The following is a 23,294-nucleotide window of genomic DNA, read 5'->3' on the forward strand; positions in this document are numbered from 1 at the left end:
TGGAGTCCGTGATTGCAGGGGGAGTTGGGGTTCATAGAGCCTAAGCAACGAACGTACACGCCTGAGTTCCGCGAGGGTGTTGTACGCATCGTGATCGAGGCGGGCAGGCCGATCCCGTGGGTCGCGGAGGAGCTCGGTGGGCACTCAGGCAGGCTGCACAACTGGGTATCGCTGTGGCGGCGCAACGGGTGGGCGTTGTCCGACCATTCGGCTGAGCCCACGCATGGCTAGCGCAGGTCAAGAAACCAGCCGCCTCCAGGCGGCTCTGGCGAAGCTCTCGGAGCTGGAGGCGGCCCTGGAGGAACCCGCCGCAGAGCTGAGCAACGCCGCTCTGGCACGCCGTACGGCTAGGGCGTGTCCGGCGAAGAGCTCAACGGTGCCCAGTCCGACGAGCGCCGTATCAGAGACAGCCTCAAAGACCTCGGGCTCGCCATCGGGTCGGCTGCGGCCGTCGTCAACCTTCTCCAGGACCTCAGCGCTGCCGTCGGCACGCTGCTCGGATAGCACCAGGCGACGCGCTGGGGCTGCTCCCCTACGAGCTGGTCTGGGAGCCGCCTGGGAGCCGAGCTGCTCCCCAGCGCCCTCCCAGAGCCGCCGAGACTAACCGGGACCACTCCCCTGACCTGCGCAAACGCCATCCCTGCAGGCGAGCTCAACGCCCGACCCTCATTCGGGACGAAGAGGTCGTGGGTTCAAATCCCGCCACCCCGACAGCCAAAACAGCAGGTGAGGCACCTACGGATTTTCGTAGGTGCCTCGCCTGTTTTGGTCTGCGTGTCTGTCTGCGTGACTACCTTCCCGGGTCCCGCTTGAAGATGCCGTCCATGACCACGGCACCGGTCTGGATTACGGGCCGGATCTGCTTCCGGTAGACCTCCTCGGTCACGGCCGTGCCGGAGTGACCGACGAGGTGCGAGAAGGGTCGTTCGTACGGTGACGCGCTCCACTTCGGCGACCTGAACCACGCCCGCTCCACGGAGTGTGGGCCGAAGGCGGACGGGATGGGAGCTGGGGCGGGTGGTGGGTTGGCATACGTGGTGAGGATGGGACAATCGGCGCTACAGTCCCGGGCATGAAGCCGGGGAGACTGAGGCAGTTCGGCGCGTCGTCCATGGCGGCGGTCAGGCACATTGTCCGGCGCCCCTTGCTCGTCTTGGTCCTGGTGCTGATCGTCGTGGGGACCAGGTGGCTCCAAACCACGTTGCCACAGCCGTGGGACGGCGTGCCTCCCGGGTTTGGCATGCTCGCTGCCGTGTGGGCCATTCGATCGACCCTCCCCAGAAGTCAAGAAGATCAGCAAGCCGACGATTGAGCGTGAGGCGACGTGTGATGCCTGACATCACCGGCTGACACCGACAAGTACGAACAGCAGAGGTCGGCGTCGGATCTCAATGGACGATAGCCCGGGGTGGAGGCGCGGTTGGTCGAGATTGACGGACCCCAGTGATCGACCTGATAAGGATGAGGCCACAGGCCGGCCGGCAGAGCCGCCCCTGATCCCTCGCTGAGTACAGTGACCGGCAAGGGGGCATCAGGTCTGATCAGCGGTGGGACGGCGAAACCGACTACACCAGGGTTCAGGGATGGGCTCGGTTCATGACCCTGATCGCATCGGTCTGCTCGCTGAGAGTCATCGCACTTGGAATCGTCGCCGTCTTCGGCCTGAAGTTCTTCCTTCTCGGCGTGGAAGCAATCAGCGGGTAGTCCGCTGCTGCTCATGCCTCACCGAAGGCAGTGGGCGATCGAGCCGCCGTCAGGAACGATGGCGCCATGCGCTACTTCAACGGGACCGGCTGGCTCGCGATCTGCAACGGCACCGAGACAATGGTCGGCCGGACCATGGACGTAGACGCCTGGGATGCGGCGACAGGCGTTTGCCCTCGTCGTCGATCCGAAGCAAGGGGCTCGCCGGCCGGTGACGGGCTACCCGGACTTCTCACACCTGGAGCGAGCCGACCAAGTGGTAGCCGCCGTGCCAGGAGGCGGCTGGCGCGCGCACTGGAAGGACGAAGGACCGGACAATGGCCCGCTGACCGAGCAAGTGCTTGCCTGGCTCGTCAATTCCAAGGGACGGCCACTCCAATCACTGTCGATGCACACGGGCACGTGGATGAAGACGAGAGCGCTGACCGGCTCATTCCCCCCGGGGAAGAGTGAGGCATCCTTCTGTCTCCTGAGTGTCCAACCGCGTGACAACCGCGCGGCACACCCACGAACAACCGTGGACGTCAGCGGACCATCAGCACAGTTAAAAGACACAGCAGCCCATGGCCAGCGACCCTCCCGGGTTGCTTCGAAACGAAGAGGTCGTGGGTTCAAATCCCGCCACCCCGACAGCCGGCAAGACCAGGTCAGGGGCCTGATCCGAGAAATCGGATCAGGCCCCTGAGTGGTTCCCGGGGTCCTCCGAGGGTCCGCTGGGAACCGGCCCCGGAGCGACTAGTGCACCGTGAGGGTGAACGCCGTGTCCCCGTAGGCGTTGGCCGTGTTGATGGCGAGCACGGAGATGGTGTTCGGGTCACTGCCGCAGCGGGTGGTGGGCGGGGCCTGGACGATGAACGTGGCCCAGCCGCTGTTGCTCGTGACGTGGACCGCCGCGTCCTTCAGATCGTCGATGTCGGGATCCGACACCTTGACGCAGTACTGCCCGGTGGCGACCTTCCGGGACTCGCCGACGTTCTTCTGTGCCAGAAGCGTGCCGTTCGCCGCCACCTTGGCGGCGGCGCGGGCGTAGGGGGCGTACATGTCGATGGGCGCCGCCACTGACGTACCGGCCAGGAGGGGGACCGACACCAGGGCGGCGACGGTCAGGGCGACGGCGTGAGTGCGCCCGGTGGTGCGAGACATGGGGTCTTCCTTCTTCTCGGCCGCGTCACCCGTGTACCGGGGCGGCCGGGTCATGCCGGCGAGCGGGCTGTCCCGCCCACCGGGCTTCGAGGCGGGAAGGTCAGGGGACGAGCAGCATGAAGGGCGCGTCGGCCATCAGATTGCGCTCGCCGGTGTAGACGGTCAACGTGTCTGCCGCGTCGCCGCATTCGGGCGACGGGGTGGTGCGCAGGTTGATCGCGTACTCGGGGCCGCCGGTCGTGATGAGGGTGGCGACCGGGGTGCTGCGGCTCACGTCGATCCTGGTGGCGTCGTCGAACGTCACGCAGTAGATGCCGGTGCCCGCCCTGGTGGACGACTTGATCCCCTTGGACTGTGCACGGCTTCCGTCCGCGTTGATCTGAGCGGACGCCATCGCGTACGGCGCCTTGGCCGCCACGGCCGCGTCATCCGCGATGGCGACACCCGCGACCGCTCCCGCGGCCAGGAGGCTCAGCGCGGCGGCCGTCCCGATGATTCCCCGGCGCGCCTTGATGGTCTTGAACATGGTTTCCTTCCCTGGGCGTGACCCGCCGAACTGGCACGATCACGAAGAGTATGCAAGCGGATACACAGGGTGACGGGCAAGGTGGAAGTGGATCACTCACTCGAACGCATCAGCAATGACTCTCTGCGCGAGCCGGATCGACCGGCGGAAGCCGCGCATGCGGGAGGAAGAGGCCGCGGGTTGGGATTCCGCCGCCGCGACAGCCGGCAGGGCCGGGGCAAGGACGGTGTACTCACCCGGGAGGCGCGCCTCGCCGGGCGGAGTCCGCGAGCCGTGCGGCGAGGGACTCGACCAGGCCGCGGAGTTCGTCCGGGTACTCGATGACGAAGGGCCGGTCCAGCGAGGCGAGTACGGCAGGCAGCCAGTCGAGCCGCTCCACACGGAGGTCGACGCGTGCCCAGCGTTCGGTTTCCGGGCCGGCGCCGTCCGGGGGCGGCGGTTCCTCCACGATCGCGATGCCGGCGGGGAGCCGGGCGTGGATCTGCTCGGCCGTGCCCAGCACCCGCAGCCTCACCTCGTGCCGGTACGGAGCCGTGGCGAGCCCGGTCAGTACGCGCTGGGCCGGGTCCGCCCCCGCGGGTGGTTCGAACGTGCCGGGCAGAGTCCTCACGCCGCTGACGCGGTCCAGCCGGAAGGTCCGGTCCTCGCCGATCGCGGGGTCCACGGCCGTGACGTACCACTTCCCCGAGTGGGCGACGATCCCGTGCGGGTGCACGGTGCGTTCGCTGCGTCTGCCGTCGGCGGCGGTGTACCGCATCGAGATCGGCCGGTGACGGGTGACCGCGTCGGCGACCGGGAGCAGCACCGCGGAGTCCGGGATGTCCGCCTCGCGGGTCGGAGCCGTGAAGGCGAGGGTCGCGAGAACGGCGTCGAGCCGGACCCGCAGGCGTTCGGGCAGTACCCGCCGGATCTTGGCCGTCGCCGTCTCCCCCGCCGCGCCCACGGCCGTGGTCGAGCCGGACCGCCGGCCCGCGGCCAGGCCGAGCAGCACGGCGAGCGCCTCGTCGTCGGTCAGCATGAGCGGCGGCATCCGGTAGCCGGGGGCGAGCCGGTAGCCGCCGTAGCGGCCCCGCACCGACTCGACGGGCACGTCGAGGTCGATGAGGTGGCCGGCGTAGCGCCGCACGGTGCGTTCGTCGACGCCGAGCCGGTCGGCCAGTTCGGCCACGGTGCGGATGCCACCCGACTGAAGGAGTTCCAGCAGGGTGAGGACGCGGGCGATGGGGCGGGTCATGCACGAAGTCTCCCGCGCATACCGGGCGGATCCTGTCCGGTATGCGTCGTAGCGTGCGTTCCGGAAGCACCGACCGACCAGGAGAAGATCATGGATTTCGTCTCTGTCCGCATCATCACGGGCGACGTCGCCCGGCTCGTCGCCTTCTACGAGCGCGCCACCGGCGTCCCGGCCCACTGGGCCAACGAGGACTTCGCCGAGCTCAGGACCGCCTCGGCCACGCTCGCGATCGGCAGTACCCGCACCGTCCCCCTCTTCGCGCCCGGCTCGGCGCGGCCGGGCGAGAACCGCAGTGTCATCCTCGAGTTCCGCGTCGACGACGTGGACGGCGTGTACGCGAACCTGACCGGCTTCGTGGAGGACTTCGTGAACGAGCCCACCACGATGCCCTGGGGAAACCGCGCGCTCCTCTTCCGCGACCCCGACGGCAACCTCGTCAACTTCTTCACTCCCGTCACGCCGTCCGCCATCGAGAGGTCCGCCCGCCGATGAGCATCCGCACCGGCGGAGAACACCGCCTCGTTACTAAACGTTGACCTAAACTAAACTGGCTACTAGACAACGTTGTCACCACCCGTCAGAGTGTGATCCGGAGCGAAGGCAACCCGCTTCCTTCCCGAAAGGTGTGGTGACGTGACGGTGTACGGAGCACTGGACATCGGCGGCACGAAGATCGCCGGAGCGCTCGTGGACGATGCGGGCACGCTGCTCGTACGCGCACAGAGGCCAACCCCCGCGCGGGAGTCCGCCGACGAGCTCATGGCGGCGGTGACCTCGGTGCTCGACGAACTGACCCTCCACCCGATGTGGGACGAGCTGGCCTGCCTCGGCATCGCCAGTGCGGGGCCGGTCGACACCGCCGAGGGCACGGTCAGCCCGGTCAACATTCCCGCGTGGCGGCGCTTCCCGCTGACCGAGCGAGTGGCGGCTCACCCGCGACTGCCCGCCGGGCTGCGGCCCGTACTGGTCGGTGACGCGGTCGCCATGGCCGCCGCGGAGCACTGGCTGGGGGCGGCGCGGGGGTTCGGGAACGCGCTGTGCATGGTGGTGTCCACCGGGGTGGGGGGCGGCCTGGTCCTCGGCGGCCGGCTGCACACCGGCCGGACCGGGAACGCGGGGCACATCGGGCACATCACCGTCGACCTGGACGGTTCGCTGTGCCCGTGCGGGGCTCCCGGCTGCGTCGAGGGGTTCGCCAGCGGAACCGCCATCGCGGCGCACGCGCAGGCGGCCGGGTGGTCCGCACCGGCCGGGGTGGCACCGACGGCCGCGGCGGTCGCGGAAGCGGCGCGGGCCGGGGATCCCAGGGCGGCGGAAGCATACGAGCGGGCGGCACAGGCGCTGGCGGCCGCCATCTCCGCGACAGCGGCTCTCGTCGAGCTCGACCTCGTGGTCATCGGCGGCGGGGTGGCGCAGGCCGGAGACACGCTCTTCGCTCCCCTGCGACGGCACATGGCCGACTACGCCGTTCTCGACTTCACCCGCGGGCTGCCCGTCGTGCCCGCCGTCCTCGCCCTGGACGCCGGTCTCATCGGGGCAGCCGCCGTCGCCTCCTCACGGCTCGGCGCCCGCGCACTCGCTGCGGGGGCCCGCTCGTAACCCGCCTGCGCATTCCGTCGCGCCTGCCCGCCGGTCAAGGCCGGGCGCAGGCCCGCGGCGGCCCTTCCTCCGCACCGCCATGGACACGCGCTCTCCATGACGCGGCGGCCAAGGACGCTGCGCCGAGGGGCACTTGCCCACGCCAGGGACGCCGTTTCCCCGCGCCGCAAAGCGCTGCGGCCTCCCCGGGCGGGGAGGCCGCAGCGCTGCGCGTACGCCGTCCTCAGTTCCGGGCGGGTGCCTGTGCGGTGGAACCGCGCGGGGTGAGGGACGGGGTCGGTACCTGTACGGAACCGGTGTGTTCGCCCGCTATGACGGCGAACAGGGTACGGGCCACCTGGGCCCCGAAGCTGTGCACGTCGTGGCTCATGGCCGACAGGGTGGGATGCGTGATCCGGCACAGCTGCGAGTCGTCCCAGGCGAGCAGCGACACGTCGTCGGGGACCACGAAGCCCATCTCCGCGGCGACCCCCGCTCCCGCCACGGCCATGATGTCGTTGTCGTAGACGATGGCCGTCGGGCGGTCGGCGGACATCAGGAGCGAGCGGGTGGCCCTGGCCCCCTCGCTGCCGTCGAAGCCGGTCGCGATCTGGCGGCCCTCCTCCAGCCCCAGCTCCCGCATCGTGGACGCGAACGCGGAGGCCCGGATGGCGCTGTGGCCGAGCCCGACCGGGCCGCCGACCCGGGCGATGCGCCGGTGGCCGAGCGCCGCCAGATAGCGGACGGCCTCGGCCGCGGCCGTGGCGTCGTCGGTCCACACCGCGGGGAACGAGCCGGTGAGGGACGGATGACCGACGGCCACCGCAGGCAGCCCGATGGGCTGCAGCGACGGGACCCTCGGATCGTTCTCGTGGAAGTCGACCAGGATGGCGCCGGCGATCGTCTGGCTGCGCCACCAGGACTTGTACAGCTCGGTCTCCTCGTCGAGATCCCGTACCAGCCTCAGGAGCAGCGAGTACGACCGTTCGGCGAGGACGCTCTCGATGCCGGAGATGAAGTCCATGTAGAACGGTTCGAGGCCGAGCAGCCGGGCGGGACGGCACAGGGCCAGGCCGATGATGTCGACCTTCTGGCTGGAGAGGCTGCGCGCGGTCAGGTTCGGCGCCCAGCCCAGCTCCTTCGCGGCCTCGAAGATCCGCCGTCGGGTGACTTCCGAGACGCCCGGCTTCTGGTTGAACGCCAGCGAGACGGCACCCTTGGACACGCCGGCGCGGGCGGCGACGTCCTTGATCGTCACACGTGCGGGACTGTTCACCTCGCGTCCGCGCAGAAGAGGGCGGCCCGCGCCCTCTTCGCGTCCACGGAACCGCAGCCGGTCACACGGAACCGGGCCTGCTCGCCGGGCAGCAGCGTCCGCAGGCCCTGATCGGCTGCGGCGTGCGGGTCGAGGCGGTCGGCCTGGAGGAGAAGGTCTCTCAGCAGAGTGTGCGCGCTTACCACGACGTCGACTGTATCGCTCTTGCCTGCCACTGCCTCCACCGTGACGTCGTACTCCGGCCGCGGGCAGGCGAAATCCTTGTCCGCTACGGGGAAGTGGAGGGCGCGCAGACCATCGGCGTCGGCGACGAGGAACTCCTTGGCCGACTGCTCGGCGGGAACCAGCTCCGCGGGGACCGGGAGGCGGACGACCGAGCGGGGACCTGCCGTCACCTCGTGGACGCCGCGGTGGACGGTGGTGCCGTCCGCCTCCAGGCGCCGCAGGGTCACCGTGGTCCGCCACGCGGTGGCGGACTGGTTGATCACGGCCAGGACGAGGCCGCCCCCGTCATCGCCGTCGTCCGGCTGCAGGGTCAGCAGCCGGTCCGCGTAGACCCGGCGCAGCTCGTGGTGGAGCGGCTTGAGCCGGCCGTCGCCGTCGATGGCCGCCCACGAGCTGACCGGCCAGCAGTCGTTCAGCTGCCAGACGACCGTGCCGGCACAGACGGGCCAGTGGGAGCGCCAGTGCTCGATTCCCGCGGCCACGGCGCGGGCCTGGACGACCTGGGTGAGGTAGTGCCAGCGGTCGAAGTCGTTCCCGGGAGACTCGAAGTGCCGTGCGACGCCTCGGTCGAGCTTGCCGTTGCCGTCCTCCGCCTTCTGGTGGTGGAGCATGCCCGGGGAGTCCGGAGCCAGGTCCTCGCCGGGCAGGGCCCGCCGCAGCGTCGCCATGGCCGGAGGTGCCTGCCAGCCGAACTCCGCGACGAACCGCGGCACGTTGGCCCGGTACTCGGCGTAGTCCTGGCGGTTCCACACCTCCCAGGAGTGGTGGGTGCCGTGCGCGGGGTCGTTGGGGTGGTGGTCCCAGGAACCGGACCACGGGCTGCCGGCGGTGTAGGGGCGGGTGGGGTCGAGTTCCGCGACGATGCGCGGCAGCAGGCCGAGGTAGTAGCCCTCGCCCCAGGAGTCGCCGGCCAGTTCGGGCTCCCACTCCCAGTCGCGGAAGCCCCAGAGGTTCTCGTTGTTGCCGTTCCAGAGGACCAGACTCGGGTGCGGCATCAGGCGGACAACGTTGTCACGCGCCTCGGCCTCGACCTCACCGCGCAGCGGCTGTTCCTCGGGATAGGCGGAGCAGGCGAAGAGGAAGTCCTGCCAGACCATCAGTCCGAGCTCGTCACAGGCGTCGTAGAAGGCGTCGTCCTCGTAGATGCCGCCGCCCCAGACCCTGACCAGGTCGATGTTCGCGTCGGCGGCCTGCTGGAGGCGGGTGCGGTAGCGCTCGGGGGTGATCCGCGAAGGAAAGGTGTCGTCGGGGATCCAGTTGACGCCGCGGGCGAAGATCCGTACCCCGTTCACCACCAGCGTGAAGCCGGAGCCGTGCTCGTCGGCCGAGCGGTCGAGCTCCACGCCGCGGAAGCCGATCCGGCGCTCCCAGGCGTCAAGTACCCCCTGCTCGTCGCGGAGTTCGACCTCCAGCCGGTAGAGGGGCTGCTCACCGTAGCCGCGGGGCCACCACAGGCGGGGGTCCTCGACGTCCAGCCGCAGGACGGCCTCGTCGCCCTCGAAGGCAGCCTCGGCCCGCGCCCCGCCCACCGTCGCGGCGGCCACCAGACCACGCCCCCGGCCGCCCTCGGTCCGCTCCACCAGGACCCGCACCTCGACCCGGCCCGTGCCGTCCTCGACAGTCACGAGGGGCCGCGCCGAAGCGATGCGCGCGGTGGACCAGTGCTCCAGCCGGACCGGCCGCCAGATTCCGGCGGTCACCAGCGTGGGACCCCAGTCCCAGCCGAAGCTGCACGCCATCTTGCGGATGTACTGGAAGGGTTCCGGGTAGACGTTGGGCCGGTTTCCGGTCAGCGCGCGGACCGACTCGGCCTCGTCGTAGGCGGAGGCGAAGTCGACCTCCAGCACGCCGTTCGCGCCCGTGACGTCGAACCGGTGGCCGCGGTGCATGTTGCGGGTGCTGCCCAGCCTCCGGCCGTCCAGGGTGATCGTCGCGGCGGTGTCCAGGCCGTCGAAGACCAGGTCCGTCCGCTCGTGGCCGCTGTCGTGGGCGAGGTCCGTGACGTACGTCCAGGAGCGCCTGCCCACCCAGGCCACCTCGGTCTCGTTGCGGCCGAGGCAGGGGTCCGGGACGATCCCGGCGGCGTACAGGTCGGTGTGCACGCAGCCGGGGACCTGAGCGGGGAGCGACGCCTCGTCGTGGCGCAGGGTCCAGCCGTCGGTGAGCGGGGTGACGTCCTTCATGGGTGCGGCTCCAATCGCCTGACTCAGGCCGGTAGATGTACGACGCCGACAACCTAACCCTCCCGACACGACCTGTCCATAAACCGGTCTAGTACCGCATTCGTTACCCTGCGCACACACAGCGCAGGCCAGAAGGGCATAAATCAACCCTGCGGTAACGATTGAGCATCACGATCGAAATGGGAGCTTTACCGGTTCACCACCGGACTGCCATAGTGCCGCTATCCCACCGCAGACCTTGAGCCGCCATCTTGAAGGAGTTGGGCACATGGGCAAGACCAAGACCCTCGCCGGTGCGTTGCTGGCCGTCGCCACGCTGACCGCGACGGGCTGCAGCGGCGGAGGAACGGCCTCCACGGAGACCGCGTCGGCGCCCACCGACGCGAGCGAGGTGTCCGGCACCATCACCGTCCTCACCCAGCGCACCGACCTCGTCAAGAGCGGCGCGATGGACGGCTACGCGGAGCGGTTCCGCACGATCTACCCCAAGGTCACGGTGAAGTTCGAGGGCCTCACGGACTACGAGGGCGAGGCCCGGATCCGTATGAACACCAAGCACTACGGTGACGTCCTCATGATCCCCGGCGCCGTGGCCAAGAACGACTACCCGCGGTTCTTCGCGCCCCTGGGCTCCACCGAGGAGCTGAGCAAGAAGTACCGCTTCAGCGACAAGACGGCGGTCGGCGGCAAGGTCTACGGCGTCGCGCAGTTCGGCACGGCCAACGGCTTCGTCTACAACAAGGCCGTCTGGAAGAAGGCCGGCGTCACCGCGTGGCCGAAGACCTCCGCGGAGTTCATCGCCGCACTCGGCGCGATCAAGGACAAGACCGACGCCGTCCCCTACTACACCAACTTCGGCGACGGCTGGCCGCTGGTGCAGTGGACCAGCAACGTCGGCTCGGTCACCTGCGACAAGGACGCGAGCAACAAGCTCGCCGGGGCGGTCTCGCCCTGGAAGGCCGGCAGCGAGCTCAACACGGCCGACTCGCTGCTCCACGACATCGTCAAGGGCGGCCTGTCCGAGAAGGACCCCAACACCACCAACTGGGAGGAGTCCAAGAACCTCATCGCCAAGGGCAGGATCGGCTCGATGATGCTCGGCTCCTGGTCGATCACGCAGATGCAGGCGGCGGCCGAAGCGGCGGGCGGCAAGAAGGACGACATCGGCTTCATGCCCTTCCCGGCCCAGAGGAACGGCACGTTCTGCGCCACGCTGGTATCCGACTACCAGCAGGCCGTCAACATCAACTCCGAGCACAAGGAAGCCGCCCGGGCGTGGATCGACTGGTTCACGGAGAAGTCCGGCTACTCCGCCAAGGAGGGCGCCGTCCCGACGGTGAAGGCCGCGGCCATGCCGGACACCCTCAAGGACTTCGTTGACAACGATGTCACGTTCACGGAACGGTCCGAATCGGACACCGCGAAGGTCAACGACATCGACAAGGCCTCCGAGATCGGGCTCAACACCCCCGACTACCGCCAGAAGCTGATCGACATCGCCCGCGGCGCGGAGGACGGCAACCTCAAGGACTACTTCGCCGGCCTCGACAAGCGGTGGGACGAGGCCGCGAAGACCGCCGGCTCCTGACAACGGCGGTGGCCGGCCCCGGCCGCCCGGCAGCGGCCGGGGCCGACAGCCTGACGCGCAAGCGGAAGAGAGAAGGCCCTGACATGACCGAAACCACCGACCTGGCCCCGGTGAAACCGCCGCCCGCCACGGCCCGCCGCGACGCCGCGGGCAGCCGGCGACGCCCGCCGGGACGGGCCTCGCGCGGGCGGCTGCTGCGCCGCCTGACCCCGTGGATGTTCCTCGTCGTACCGCTCGCCCTGCTGATCACGTTCACCTACGTGCCCGTGGCCAACATGGTCTACTACAGCTTCACCGACTGGGACGGCATCAGCCCGGAGCGCTCCTTCACGGGCACCGACAACTACGTCCAGATCTTCACCCGGCCCGAGCTCTTCCGGGTGTTCTTCGTCAGCTTCTACTACCTCGCCGCATCCGTCGTGCAGATCTCGATCGCGCTCTTCTTCGCGACCGTGCTCAGCTTCGACCTCAGGTTCCGCAACCTGTTCAAGGGGATCCTCTTCTTCCCCTACCTGGTCAACGGCGTGGCCATCGGCTTCATCTTCCTGTACTTCTTCAAGGACGGCGGCACCCTCGACTCCGTACTGTCCTGGGTCGGCGTGGGCTCCGACCACGCCTGGCTGGGTGATCCCGAGTCCGCGAACACCTCGCTGGCCGGCGTCTCCGTCTGGCGCTACACCGGTCTGAACTTCGTGCTGTTCCTCGGCGCGATCCAGTCCGTTCCCGGCGAGCTCTACGAGGCCGCGCAGCTCGACGGCGCGACCCGGTGGCAGCAGTTCCGGCACATCATCGCCCCGGGCATCCGGCCCGTACTGAGCCTCAGCATCATCCTGGCGATCTCGGGGTCGCTCTCGGTCTTCGAGATCCCGTGGATCATGACCGGCGGCTCGACCGGCACCTCGACGTTCGTCATCCAGACCGTCAAGCTCGCGTTCCAGTTCAACAAGACCGGGCTGGCCTCGGCCGCCGCGGTGGTGCTGTTGCTGATCATCCTGCTGATCACCTGGATCCAGCGCCGTCTCGTGCCCGATGAGAAGGTGGATCTCGTATGAGCACGGCCCGACGGACCGCAGCAACTGCCCGGACACGCGGCCTCATCGGCCGGACCTTCGTCTATCTGACCCTGGTGCTCGCCTCGCTGGTCGTCCTGATCCCGCTGGCCGTGGTCTTCCTGACCTCGCTGAAGACCTCGGACGAGATGGCCGGCAGCGGACCGCTGTCCCTTCCCTCGAACTGGTTCAACTTCGCCAACTACGCGACCGCGTTCAGCGACGGCAAGATGATCACCGCGTTCGGCAACACCGCGTTCATCCTGCTGTTCTCCATCACGGGCACGGTGGTCATCGGCTCCATGACGGCATACGCCATCGACCGCTTCCGCTTCCCGGCCAGGAAGCTCGTCATGGGGCTCTTCCTGATCGCGACGCTGGTGCCGGCGGTGACCACCCAGGTGGCCACGTTCCAGGTGGTGAACAGCTTCGGACTGTTCGACAGCCGATGGGCCCCGATCCTGCTGTACATGGGGACCGACATCGTCTCCATCTACATCTTCCTGCAGTTCATCCGGGGCATCCCGGTCTCGCTGGACGAAGCGGCCCGCCTGGACGGCGCCAACTCGTTCACCGTCTACCGGAAGGTCATCTTTCCCCTGCTCAAGCCGGCCATCGCCACGGTGGTCATCATCAAGGGGATCACCGTCTACAACGACTTCTACATCCCGTTCCTCTACATGCCGTCGGAGGACCTGGGCACCGTCTCCACCGCGCTCTTCCGGTTCAAGGGGCCCTTCGGAGCGCACTGGGAGAACATCTCGGCGGGCGCGATCCTGGTCATCCTGCCCACGCTGCTGATCTTCCTGTTCCTCCAGCGCTACATCTACAACGGCTTCGCCCAGGGCGCGACCAAGTAGACCTGCCGGGCCCGCCGTCGCGGCACGGGCACGGTGAAGGCCCCCGCGCGTGCGGGGGCCTTCACCGTGCTGCGGGCCGTCAGGTCAGCCGACGCGCCTGCGGCGGCTGAGCGTGCGGGCCGTCACTCCTCCCACGAGCGCCAGCGCGGCGGCCAGGATGCCGAGGACGGTCCACGTCCGGGCACCGGTGTCGGCCAGGTGGCCGTCGCCGTGCTCCGGCCGGCCGCCGTCGCCGTTCTGGCCCGGGTGGTCCCCACCGCCGTGGCCGCCGCCACCGTGGTGACCGCCGTCGTGGTCCCCGCCGCCGTGGTGACCGCCGTCCTCGTCCTTCTCGAAGGTGTTGGTCACCTCGACCGACGCCTCACCGGCGACGACGACCGTGCCGTCGGTCCCGCCGTCGGACGCCGTGACGGTGACCGTGTCGCCCTCGGGGACGTTCAGCTCGGTCACGGTGCACTCCGCGCCCTCGGGCACGCTGATCTCGCGCTGCTCGCCGTCCTTCAGGGAGAACGCGCTGTCGTCCGCCGCCAGGGCGACATCACCCTGGTCGGTGGTGCAGGCGAGACCGAAGTCGTACGGTCCCGAACCGCCGTTGACCACGTGCTTGCTGACGGTCAGCTTCGCCGCCGGGAAGGTGTTGGTCACGGTGATGACCGCGCCCTCGCCCTCCGAGCCGTCCGCCGTGACCACGGCCGGGTTGTCGGACGAACCGTGGTCGACGACCGCCTTGGCGGCGCCGCCCGTGTCCACTTCCTCGGCCCAGCAACGGCTGTTGGCCGGGAGGGGCTTCACCGTGACGGGCTCACCCGTCTTCACCTCGTACGTCTTGTGCAGCACACGGTCACCGGCCGCACCCGAGGCGTCCGGGAGCGTGCAGGAGACGTCGACCTTGAACGTGCGGTCCGTGGCGTAGTCCGCCGCGTCGCCCTCCAGGTCCTTCCTGAGAGTCAGCGCGCCGAACCGGAACGTGTTGGTGATCTCCGCCGTCTGCACCGGCTCGTTGCCGATGCCCGGCTCGATGGTCACCAGGACCGGGTCGGCGGCGGTGTGGTCGGCGCTGCCGCCACGGGCCGACGTCTCCCACACGGAGCACTGTGCGCCCGCAGGCAGGCCGTCGACGGTGACGGGCCTGTTCACGGACACCCGGTAGTCCTTGTCGAGGACCGTCCGGGGCTCACCGCCCTGCGGCTCGATGACGCAGGTGACGTGGTACGGGAACGGCAGCCGCTTCAGGGCGCCGTCCAGCTGGTCGGGGTGGTCGCCGAGCTGCTTGACCAGCTTCAGGCCGCCGTAGGAAAGGGCGACGCCGACCCGGATGGGCTCGTTGGCCTGGAGCACCCGGGGAGATCCGGCGCGGTCGGTGGTCTCGTTGTGCGCGAAGGAGTTCCAGGCGATCGTCGGGTCACCGTTCTTGGCGACGTCGACCGGGGTGTCCATCGCGTACGTGATGTCGACGGTGCCGCCCGGGGCCAGTGCCGGGCTGAACGTGAGCTCCATCCGGGCGCCGGCCGCCGCGGCGCTGTAGGGGTCGTTCCAGGTGGAGGACGGGCACGGGTCGGCGTTCGAACCGGCGCCGCCCATGTCGAGGTCGTCGGTGCACAGCGGCTCGTCGTTCTCGTAGGCGACGGCCATGGTGCCGGGACCGTCCAGCGCCGGCTCCGAGGCGAGCGTGGGCCGCTTGTCCCACGCGGTGCCCCGCTGCTCGTCGAGGATGACGCCCTTGTCGCCCTGGACGGGGAAGCGGTCCACGATGCGCATGGCGGTACCGGACTCGGTACCGGCGTTCTGGACGCGCATCAGGTAGTGGTACTGGTCACCGGGGTTGACCAGGGCGATGCACGGGTTGGCGGTGTACCGGCGGCCGGTGGCGTCGGTGGCGGTGAGGCAGGAGTCGTCGCCCACCTCGACGATCTCGCCGGAGCGGGTGTTGTACCAGCCCAGTCCGTCGTTGCCGGAGACCCACTTGCGGGCCACGAAGGCGGCACCGGACTTGGCCGTGAGAGTGGCTTCGGCGACGCAGTACAGGCCGTCCCCGAAGGCGCCGTCGCTCTGCGAGGTGCCCTCGCAGGTCGTGTCCGGGTCGGAGGAGGTGGCGCCCATCGTGTTGGTGACGACGTCACCGGCGTTGATGCCGGCCTCCAGCCGCACGTGGATCTCGATGGTCAGGGTGGCGCCGGGGGCCAGCACCCATGCCGAGCCGTCCGCGTTCTTCGAGAAGTCCCAGCTGAGCGCGGAGACGCGGCCGTCACCGGTGGTCTCGTCGAACACGGGGGCCGGGACGGGCGGCGTGCCGTCGGGCACCTTGGTGTCGATGACCTTGTAGGGCTCGCCGTTGTCGCCCTCGAAGGTGTCGACGAACGCGATGCCTTCGGGAAGCGCGTCCTTCACCACGAGGTTCGGCACGTTCGCCGTACCGGTGTTGGTGACCTTCAGGTAGAACGGCGCGTCCTCGCCGGGCGCGAGCGCGGTGTTGGGCGTCTTGCTGACGTCCAGCACCGGGTCGCCCTTGACCAGGTCCAGGGTGGCGCCGACCGGGTCGATGTCCTTGGGGGCGTCCTCGTCCTCGATCTTGGTGAGGAAGCTGCCGCCCAGGGTGTCCTCCAGGTGGCTGGGGACGGGGCCGCCGCCGTCACGCAGGGCCGGGCGGGGGCTGACGTCGAGCACCAGCACGCCGGAGCAGGCGGTCCCGGCGCACGGGGTGATCGTGTATCCGTCGTTGAATCCGCTGGTCGAGGAGTACGTGGCACGGATGCCGGTGACATCCGCGGCGTTCACACCCGGGGGCAGGGCGGCGGAGGCCGACGGCGTCCCGTTGACCCAGGCACCGTCGACGTAGGCGTCGATCCGCACCCGGTCGGCACCGGCCGGCATGGTGTTCGACTCGATCGACACGAGGTCGACGGCGTCGAAGAAGTCGCTGTCCTGGTCGGTCATCTGCAGGTACTTGGCCGACATGTTGCCGGTGTTGCGCACGGTGAGCGAGGCGTCCGCGTGCTGCCGGGGCAGTCCGGGTACGTACTCCGGGAGCTGACCGGGGCTGATCGACTTGTTGAGGGAGGCCGAGTCGTCGGCGGGCCCCGTGGTCAGCTCGGGAGAGCACACCGGGTCGCCCGCCGCATAGTCTCCACCCGCGGAGATCGAGTAGCAGTTGGTGAACGTCCCGCCGTCCTCGACGCCTTCGCGACGTTCGGTGACGAGATCGACCGTGAAGCTCGACTGGGGCGGCATGTCCCCGTCGTAGGACGCGCGTACGCCCGTGGCACGGTGCAGCAGCGCGGTGTCGGAGGCGTCGTACGCGACCCAGGCGCCCGCACCGCCGCCCGCCGTCGGGTCCCAGAGCTCGATGGTGACCGGGGCGGAGGACGGGGAGACCGACACGGAGTCGATCTGGAGCACGTCGAAGGGGCTCGGACCGGCCGGCTTGCCGTCCGCGTCGGCGGGCGGGTCGGTGAGGACCGGGTCCACCAGCACCTTGTTGCCGTTGTTGCTGAGCTTGAGGTGCATCGGAATGGGCTGGCCGGGCGGCACGTCGGTCTGGTCGACGGTCTTGGACCCGGAACCGGAGGTGTTCGGCGACTCGACGACCAGGTCCTGGCAGGCGGTGCCCGCCGCCGTTCCGCTGCCGTCCGTGCGGCCGGCGTCGCCCTTGAAGGCCGCGCAGTTGGCGATTCCCGGACTGCTGCCGGAAGGCAGGTCGTCCGCGGTGACGGCATCGGTCAGGGTGCCGTGGAGGTCCAGGCCCGCGTCGGCGCCCGACTCGATGGTGGGGTTCCCGTCGCCGTCGACGCCGGTGTACACGACCTCGACCCGGGTGACGGAAGTGCCGTCCTTGGCGACGTCGACGGTCTGGTTCTCCGTGTACGTCTGCGTGCTGCTGGTGCCGTCGGCGTAGGTGACGGTCAGCTTCGCCTCGGTGGCACCCGCGGGAAGGCGCAGCCGGACCTGGTCCACGGCGACCTTGTCGAACTCACTGTCCGTGTCCGCGCCCGGTTCGGTGACCGTGATCGACTTCACCGGGAACGGGGAGTTGTTCGTGACGTCGACCATCATGCTGACCGGCGAGTTCACACCGAGCACGGCGTGCTCGCCGTTGTCCTGAGCGAAGTTGCCGTTGGTGTCCGGGAAGAACTTCTTGGACCCGCCCAGCACGAGGACGTCCGGCAGGATGTCGTACGTGTCGCAGGCCTGCGTACCGACGACCTTGCCGTCAGTGGTCTCCTGGGCGGAGGGGACCGCGCAGTTGTCGACGGTGATCTTGTCGGTCGGCCGCAGCGGCGACCCGTCCGAGCGCTCGGTCTCGCGGAGCTTCAGCCCCACCTCGACGGTGCCGCCGGTCGCGTCGTACGGCAGCGGGTCGCCGCCGCTGTTGGTGAACACGACCTCGAATCCGGTGACATCACCCGCGGCGACACCGCCGGGCAGCGGCAGCTCACCCGGCTCGGAGATGACGTCCCCGGTGTGGGTGGCCCCGTCCGCCGTGGTCACCACCAGGTGCGCCTGGTCGGCGCCCTCGGGGAACGCGGTCACGGAGGCTGAGGTGAAGTCGAAGTACTCGAACGTCTCCGCGCCGGTGTCGGACACGGCCAGCTCGGTGACCTCGGCCGACGAGGAGGAGTTGTTACGGACCCCGAGCGTGAGCGTGGACTCCTCGCCGGTGCCGGCGACCGCGGAACCGTCCTCCCAGGTCTTCGTCGCCACCGGCTTGACGGCCCGCGGGATGGAGACCGTCACGTCGGTGCTGGAGGACTTCGGGTCGGCGTTCCCGGCCGTCACCTCCGCGGTGTTGCCGATGGTGGTGCCGTCCGCCGCCTGGGTGTCGGCCGGGAGCCGCATGCCGATCTCGACGGCGCCCGCCTGGCCCGCCCGCAGGCCGGTCTTGCCCTCGGGGTTCTGCAGCGGCTGCTTGTAGACGACGGTCAGCTTCCGCGTCGACTCGTCGTACGTGACGTCACGGGTGGTCGTGGCCTGGGGAAGGCTGGTGACGTCCAGGCCCTCGGGCAGTGTGTCGGTGACGGTGAAGTCCACACAGTCGACCGTGAGCCCCGAGCACTGCCCGTTGAGCGTGTAGAGGAACTCGTCCCCGGGCTCCAGCGGATCACCGCCCGTGCTGTTGGTCTTGGTGATCCCGACGGAGCTCATGGGGTCGTCCGCCGCCGCCTCGACCGGCATCGCGGCCGCCTGGGAGACGAACAACAGGGTCAGTACTGCCGTGATGCCCACCGGCAGGCGGGCGAACCTATGCCGAAGTCCGGACATGAACCAGTCCCTCTTCCCTTCACACCGGCGCCGTCCTCGACAGCCCCACCGGTTCCGACCTCAGACAGTTACCGTGGGTGAACGTAGGCACAGGGCACCCGGACGGCCGAGCGGACCGCACCAATGATCTGATGATCAGTCATGAATTTCAGCCATCTGGGTGTCCCGGGCGGCTGTGCGGGGGCCGTCGGCCCACTGGATAGCCTCGGTCGGGCCCGTACGGCCGCCCCCGCGTCCGCGCGGGGGCCGAGAAGGCAGCCACGCGAAGAGAGCGAAGCACTGTGCACCAGTACGAGAAGGACGGACCGGCCATCTATCGCCAGTCCTTCGCCACCATCCGGGCCGAGGCCGATCTGACGGGGCTGCCGGCCGATGTGAGCCAGGTCGCGGTCCGGATGATCCACGCCTGCGGCATGGTCGACCTGGTCCGTGACCTCGCCTTCACCCCGGACGTGGTGAGCCGCGCCCGTGCGGCGCTGCGGGACGGCGCGCCGGTCCTGTGCGACGTGGCGATGGTGGCCAGCGGCATCACCCGGCGACGGCTGCCCGCGGACAACGAGGTGGTGTGCACCCTGTCCGACCCGGCCGTTCCCGGTCTCGCGGCGAAGCTCGGCACGACCCGCAGCGCCGCCGCGCTGGAGCTGTGGCGGGACCGGCTGGACGGGGCGGTCGTCGCCGTCGGGAACGCGCCCACCGCGCTCTTCCGGCTGCTCGAACTGATCGAGGAGGGGGCACCGCGGCCCGCCGCCGTCATCGGTGTGCCGGTCGGGTTCGTCGGAGCGGCCGAGTCCAAGGACGCCCTGGCCGCGCACCCGTCGGGCCTGGCCCACCTGATCGTGCGGGGCCGGCGGGGCGGCAGTGCGATGGCGGCCTCGGCGGTCAACGCCCTGGCCTCCGAGGAGGAGTGAGCCGGCGGCCGCTCAGCCGGACCGGCCGAACCGTACGCGCAGCCAGGTGACGGCCTCCTCCGGCGTGCCCGCCACCGCCACGCCCTCCGGGACCGGCGGCCGGCGCACCACGACCACCGGGATCCGGGCCTCGCGGGCCGCGGCGAGTTTGGGGGCCGTGGCGGCGCCTCCGCTGTCCTTGGTGACGAGGACGTCGATGCGGTGGCGGCGGATCAGCTCGCGCTCACCGTCGAGGGTGAACGGCCCGCGGTCCCGCAGCGTCTCCATGCCGGCGGGGTACGGCGGTTCGGGGGCGTCCACCGACCGCGACAGGAACCACAGGCCGCCCGGCCCGGCGAAGGCCGCCAGGCCGAGGCGCCCCGTCGTGAGGAACACCCGCCGCCCGAGGCCCGGGAGCGCCGCCGCGGCCTCCTCCAGGGAGGCGACCGGGTGCCAGTCGTCGCCCGCGCCGGGCACCCAGCCGGGGCGGCGCAGAGCGAGGAGAGGAACATGGGCGGCAGCGGCACCGGCGGCCGCGTGGAAACTGATCGTCCCGGCGAAAGGATGGGTGGCGTCGATGAGCGCATCCACCCGGTGCGTACGCAGCCATGCGGCCAGGCCCCCGGCTCCGCCGAAACCCCCGATGCGCACCTCCCCGGGCGGCAGCCTCGGTCCGGACACGCGGCCGGCCAGCGAACTCGTCACCCGGGCCCCCTCGGGCAGCTCCGCCACCAGCAGCCCGGCCAGCCGACGGGCCTCCGTCGTGCCGCCGAGTACGAGCACGTGCATCGGATCCCTCCATGGGTGAGGCGTCGGGCGGACGCGGCGCGGGTGAGGCATCGGGCGGGCACGGGACGGATGAAGCATCGGGCGGGCACGGGACGGTTGAGGCATCGGGCGGGCGCAGCGCCCAACTCAAGCACACGGGTCTGCGGCCCGGCTGGACCACCGGTGCCTGCGCGACAGCGGCCACCACGGCCGCGTACACGGCCCTGCTGACCGGCGACTTCCCGGACCCGGTGACCATCACCCTGCCCGGCGGGCAGACCCCCGCCTTCGCGCTCGCGGTCGAGGAGCTGCACGACGGCCGGGCCACGGCCGGCATCGTCAAGGACGCGGGCGACGACCCCGATGTCACGCACGGGGCGCTCGTCCGGGCCACCGTGCGACTGCTGCCGCCCGGCTCGGGTGTGGTGTTCCGGGCCGGTCCGGGCGTGGGCACGGTGACGCTGCCCGGCCTTCCGCTCGATGTCGGCGAGCCCGCGGTCAACCCCGTGCCGCGCCGGATGATGCGCGAGCACGTGGCGCGGGCGGCATCCGGGCACGGGGGCTCGGGGGACGTGGAGATCACGCTCTCCGTGGACGACGGCGAGGAGATCGCCCGCTCCACCTGGAATCCGCGTCTGGGCATCCTGGGCGGACTCTCGATCCTCGGCACGACCGGTGTCGTGGTGCCCTACTCCTGCTCGGCGTGGATCGACTCGATCCGGCGAGGGGTGGATGTGGCGCTGGCCGACGGGCAGACCCATGTGGCGGGCTGCACCGGTTCCACCTCGGAGAAGACCGTGGTGGCGGAGTACGGGCTGCCGGAGATCGCCCTGCTGGACATGGGCGACTTCGCGGGCGCGGTACTCAAGTACGTACGCCGTCATCCGGTGGAGCGGCTCACCGTCTGCGGAGGGTTCGCCAAGCTGTCGAAGCTCGCCGCCGGCCATCTGGACCTGCACTCCGCACGCTCCCAGGTGGATCCGTCGTTCCTGGCCGGACTGGCCCGTCGGGGCGGGGCGGACGAGGCCCTGGCCGCCGAGGTGGCCGCGGCGAACACCGGTCTCGCGGCGCTCCGTTCCTGTCTGGCGCGCGGCGTCCCGCTCGGGGACCTGGTGGCCTCGGCGGCGCGGGACGAGGCGCTGCGGGTGCTGCGGGGGGCGCCGGTCGCCGTCGACGTCATCTGCATCGACCGGGCGGGCGCGGTGGTCGGGCGCAGCACGGTGCGCTGAGGCGCCGCCCGGCGTTCCCGCAGGGTCCTTCCGCTCGGAGGACCCTTCCGTCGCCACCTCCGAAGTGATGAGTGGATGGTCCTGAAACCTTTGTTTCAGGGCCAGTTGCAGGTTTATCTACGCGCGGAGCTACGACTACCGAATGATCATTCGGGCAAATCCGGCACGTTCTCGCGCAGCCATTACCGACGGGTACCCGAAACTGCTACAACAGGTGACGCTTCATCAATCCCCCACCCACCCCCCACACTTCGGAGGGCTGACAGCTATGTCAGTACGGAGATTCTGGGTATCCGCATCCACGCTGCTCCTCGCCGCAGCCGCCGCTCTCGGCGTGGCCCAGCCGGCCTCGGCCGCCGCCGGCGGGTACGTCGCCCTGGGCGACTCGTACTCGTCCGGTGTCGGCGCCGGAAGCTATCTGTCCGACAGCGGTGACTGCCGCCGCAGCACCAAGTCCTACCCCTACCTGTGGGCGGCGGCGAACTCCCCGTCCTCGTTCGCCTTCGTCGCCTGTTCGGGCGCCACCACGAGCTCCGTGGCGAGCAGCCAGCTCGGCTCGCTGAGCTCGTCCACCGCGCTGGTCAGCGTCACCGCGGGCGGCAATGACGTCGGCTTCGCCGATGTCATGCAGGACTGCGTGCTGTCCGGCGAGGCCGCCTGCCTCTCCGGGGTCAGCACGGCCGTCGGCAAGATGAACAACACGCTGCCGTCCCGGCTGGGTTCGCTCTACTCGTCGATCCACTCCAAGGCCCCGCAGGCCCACGTCGTGGTGCTGGGCTACCCGCGCTTCTACAAGATCGGCGGCAACTGCATCGCCGGTCTCACGGAGAAGGAGCGCACCGCCATCAACAACGCGTCCGACGTGCTGAACGGCGTCATCGCCAAGCAGGCGGCGAACGCCGGATTCACGTTCTCCAGCGTCGTCGACGAGTTCACCGGGCACGAGCTGTGCTCCGGCAGCCCGTGGCTCCACAGCGTCACGATCCCCGTCTACAACTCCTACCACCCCAGGGACTCCGGCCAGCTGGGCGGCTATCTGCCCGCCTTCCGTTCGGTCGCCTAGGGATCTTCCGCCGGGATCGGGCCGGACATGGAAGCGGGGTCGGACGCGCGTGCCGGACCCCGCGAGCCGGCACGGTCCGGACGAGAGGTCCCGGGGAGTGTCCGCGAAGTATCGCCGTCCGCCGCCCGGCGGGCGGGGACCGCGGGAGTGCGTGACAGGCGTCGCGGGCCGGACGGGACTTCGCGGACACGGCCCGGGGCCGGCACGTGTGTAGCGGGCGCGGTATCGCTTCGGAGTTCCCGGCTCCGGAGCGGTACCGCGTCCGTGCGTTCCGGTCGCTTCCCGGCCCGCCGTACCGCTCGTCAGTACCGCTCCACCAGATGCTCCCGGCCCGCCGGGGGCTCGTACGGCTCGGGCCAGAAGTCGGTGATCCCGCTGATCCGCCCCTGCGCGTCGAAGGTGAAGAAGTGGATGGCGTGCGACTCCTGGCCGCCGTCGGTGACCAGCGTCCGGACGGCGGCCTGCCGCCCGCCGCCGTCGGCCACGACCCGCTCGACACGCACCCGCCAGTTCCCCGGGTACTCCCGGTTGAACGCCATGTACCGCTCCTTGCCGCGGATGCGCTCGCGGGTCTGCGGCAGGTCGTACAGCACCTCGTCGGCGAGTGTCGCCGCGAAGGTGTCCCAGTCACGGAGGTCGGCCGCGGTCCAGTACCTCTCGACCGTGGCACGCAGATCAGCCGTCGAATCAGCAGTCGTGGTCATGTTCCGAGTCTGGACCCGGCC

18 protein-coding genes and 1 pseudogene are annotated in these 23,294 nt (G+C 70.1%); 10 read left to right on the forward strand and 9 right to left on the reverse strand.

Features of this window, described 5'->3' with window-relative positions; translation table 11 throughout:
* Positions 1 to 24 precede the first annotated feature (24 nt).
* Together ACIQMX_RS35365 and ACIQMX_RS35370 are read left to right on the forward strand one after the other, a co-directional pair.
* Positions 25 to 231 (forward strand): transposase, encoded by a 207-nt coding sequence (locus ACIQMX_RS35365; protein ID WP_402484372.1) that lies wholly within the window; start codon positions 25 to 27, stop codon positions 229 to 231.
* A gap of 123 nt (positions 232 to 354) precedes the next feature.
* On the forward strand, positions 355 to 504 hold the full coding sequence (locus ACIQMX_RS35370; RefSeq protein WP_402484275.1) for a hypothetical protein: 150 nt from the start codon (positions 355 to 357) through the stop codon (positions 502 to 504).
* A 286-nt stretch (positions 505 to 790) separates the two neighbouring features.
* Here the strand turns inward: ACIQMX_RS35370 and ACIQMX_RS35375 are convergent.
* The 4 genes and pseudogenes from ACIQMX_RS35375 to ACIQMX_RS35390 all read right to left on the reverse strand — a co-directional run.
* Positions 791 to 916, reverse strand: a pseudogene (locus tag ACIQMX_RS35375) (site-specific integrase); the annotation flags it as partial.
* A gap of 1,523 nt (positions 917 to 2,439) precedes the next feature.
* Positions 2,440 to 2,847, reverse strand: a complete 408-nt coding sequence (locus tag ACIQMX_RS35380) for a hypothetical protein (RefSeq protein WP_363075219.1) — start codon at positions 2,845 to 2,847, stop codon at positions 2,440 to 2,442.
* A 100-nt stretch (positions 2,848 to 2,947) separates the two neighbouring features.
* A complete protein-coding gene (locus ACIQMX_RS35385) occupies positions 2,948 to 3,373 on the reverse strand; it encodes a hypothetical protein (protein WP_363075217.1) in 426 nt (141 codons plus the stop codon).
* A gap of 232 nt (positions 3,374 to 3,605) precedes the next feature.
* Positions 3,606 to 4,607 carry a helix-turn-helix transcriptional regulator gene (locus ACIQMX_RS35390; RefSeq protein ID WP_402484277.1) on the reverse strand — a complete coding sequence of 334 codons (1,002 nt, stop codon included), beginning with the start codon at positions 4,605 to 4,607 and terminating at the stop codon, positions 3,606 to 3,608.
* 90 nt (positions 4,608 to 4,697) lie between these two features.
* On the opposite strand from ACIQMX_RS35390, the gene ACIQMX_RS35395 reads away from it, so the two are divergent.
* Together ACIQMX_RS35395 and ACIQMX_RS35400 are read left to right on the forward strand one after the other, a co-directional pair.
* On the forward strand, positions 4,698 to 5,099 hold the full coding sequence (locus ACIQMX_RS35395; protein WP_402484279.1) for a VOC family protein: 402 nt from the start codon (positions 4,698 to 4,700) through the stop codon (positions 5,097 to 5,099).
* A 141-nt stretch (positions 5,100 to 5,240) separates the two neighbouring features.
* Positions 5,241 to 6,206 (forward strand): ROK family protein, encoded by a 966-nt coding sequence (locus ACIQMX_RS35400; RefSeq protein WP_402484281.1) that lies wholly within the window; start codon positions 5,241 to 5,243, stop codon positions 6,204 to 6,206.
* Between the two features lie 223 nt (positions 6,207 to 6,429).
* Here ACIQMX_RS35400 and ACIQMX_RS35405 read toward each other — a convergent pair whose 3' ends face one another.
* Both ACIQMX_RS35405 and ACIQMX_RS35410 read right to left on the reverse strand, forming a co-directional pair.
* Positions 6,430 to 7,461: a LacI family DNA-binding transcriptional regulator gene (locus ACIQMX_RS35405; protein WP_363075209.1), complete on the reverse strand. Its 1,032-nt coding sequence runs from the start codon at positions 7,459 to 7,461 to the stop codon at positions 6,430 to 6,432.
* Positions 7,458 to 9,869, reverse strand: a complete 2,412-nt coding sequence (locus tag ACIQMX_RS35410; protein ID WP_402484283.1) for a glycoside hydrolase family 2 protein — start codon at positions 9,867 to 9,869, stop codon at positions 7,458 to 7,460. The genes ACIQMX_RS35405 and ACIQMX_RS35410 overlap by 4 nt, the downstream gene beginning before the upstream one ends.
* A 268-nt stretch (positions 9,870 to 10,137) precedes the next feature.
* Here ACIQMX_RS35410 and ACIQMX_RS35415 point away from each other — a divergent pair, with 268 nt between their 5' ends.
* The 3 genes from ACIQMX_RS35415 (at position 10,138) to ACIQMX_RS35425 (ending at position 13,366) form a co-directional block, all read left to right on the forward strand.
* Positions 10,138 to 11,457, forward strand: a complete 1,320-nt coding sequence (locus ACIQMX_RS35415) for an ABC transporter substrate-binding protein (protein WP_402484285.1) — start codon at positions 10,138 to 10,140, stop codon at positions 11,455 to 11,457.
* A gap of 83 nt (positions 11,458 to 11,540) precedes the next feature.
* Entirely contained in the window at positions 11,541 to 12,509 is a 969-nt protein-coding gene (locus tag ACIQMX_RS35420; RefSeq protein WP_402484287.1) for a carbohydrate ABC transporter permease, read from the forward strand.
* Positions 12,506 to 13,366, forward strand: coding sequence for a carbohydrate ABC transporter permease (locus ACIQMX_RS35425; RefSeq protein WP_363075201.1), 861 nt, complete (start codon positions 12,506 to 12,508; stop codon positions 13,364 to 13,366). The genes ACIQMX_RS35420 and ACIQMX_RS35425 overlap by 4 nt, the downstream gene beginning before the upstream one ends.
* Positions 13,367 to 13,450: 84 nt before the next feature.
* On the opposite strand, the gene ACIQMX_RS35430 is transcribed toward ACIQMX_RS35425, so the two are convergent.
* Positions 13,451 to 18,622, reverse strand: coding sequence for a DUF5979 domain-containing protein (locus ACIQMX_RS35430; RefSeq protein ID WP_402484290.1), 5,172 nt, complete (start codon positions 18,620 to 18,622; stop codon positions 13,451 to 13,453).
* A 281-nt stretch (positions 18,623 to 18,903) separates the two neighbouring features.
* On the opposite strand from ACIQMX_RS35430, the gene ACIQMX_RS35435 reads away from it, so the two are divergent.
* Positions 18,904 to 19,530, forward strand: a complete 627-nt coding sequence (locus ACIQMX_RS35435) for a precorrin-8X methylmutase (RefSeq protein WP_363075197.1) — start codon at positions 18,904 to 18,906, stop codon at positions 19,528 to 19,530.
* Between the two features lie 12 nt (positions 19,531 to 19,542).
* On the opposite strand, the gene ACIQMX_RS35440 is transcribed toward ACIQMX_RS35435, so the two are convergent.
* Positions 19,543 to 20,298 (reverse strand): cobalt-precorrin-6A reductase, encoded by a 756-nt coding sequence (locus ACIQMX_RS35440; protein ID WP_363075195.1) that lies wholly within the window; start codon positions 20,296 to 20,298, stop codon positions 19,543 to 19,545.
* A gap of 11 nt (positions 20,299 to 20,309) precedes the next feature.
* Here ACIQMX_RS35440 and ACIQMX_RS35445 point away from each other — a divergent pair, with 11 nt between their 5' ends.
* Together ACIQMX_RS35445 and ACIQMX_RS35450 are read left to right on the forward strand one after the other, a co-directional pair.
* Positions 20,310 to 21,506 carry a cobalt-precorrin-5B (C(1))-methyltransferase gene (locus tag ACIQMX_RS35445; RefSeq protein WP_402484293.1) on the forward strand — a complete coding sequence of 399 codons (1,197 nt, stop codon included), beginning with the start codon at positions 20,310 to 20,312 and terminating at the stop codon, positions 21,504 to 21,506.
* Positions 21,507 to 21,774: 268 nt separating this feature from the next.
* Positions 21,775 to 22,569, forward strand: a complete 795-nt coding sequence (locus tag ACIQMX_RS35450) for an SGNH/GDSL hydrolase family protein (RefSeq protein WP_363075191.1) — start codon at positions 21,775 to 21,777, stop codon at positions 22,567 to 22,569.
* 302 nt (positions 22,570 to 22,871) lie between these two features.
* On the opposite strand, the gene ACIQMX_RS35455 is transcribed toward ACIQMX_RS35450, so the two are convergent.
* A complete protein-coding gene (locus ACIQMX_RS35455) occupies positions 22,872 to 23,273 on the reverse strand; it encodes a nuclear transport factor 2 family protein (RefSeq protein WP_363075189.1) in 402 nt (133 codons plus the stop codon).
* Positions 23,274 to 23,294: the final 21 nt, after the last annotated feature.

The organism is Streptomyces sp. NPDC091416, assembly GCF_044756845.1.
Classification (GTDB): Bacteria; Actinomycetota; Actinomycetes; order Streptomycetales; family Streptomycetaceae; genus Streptomyces.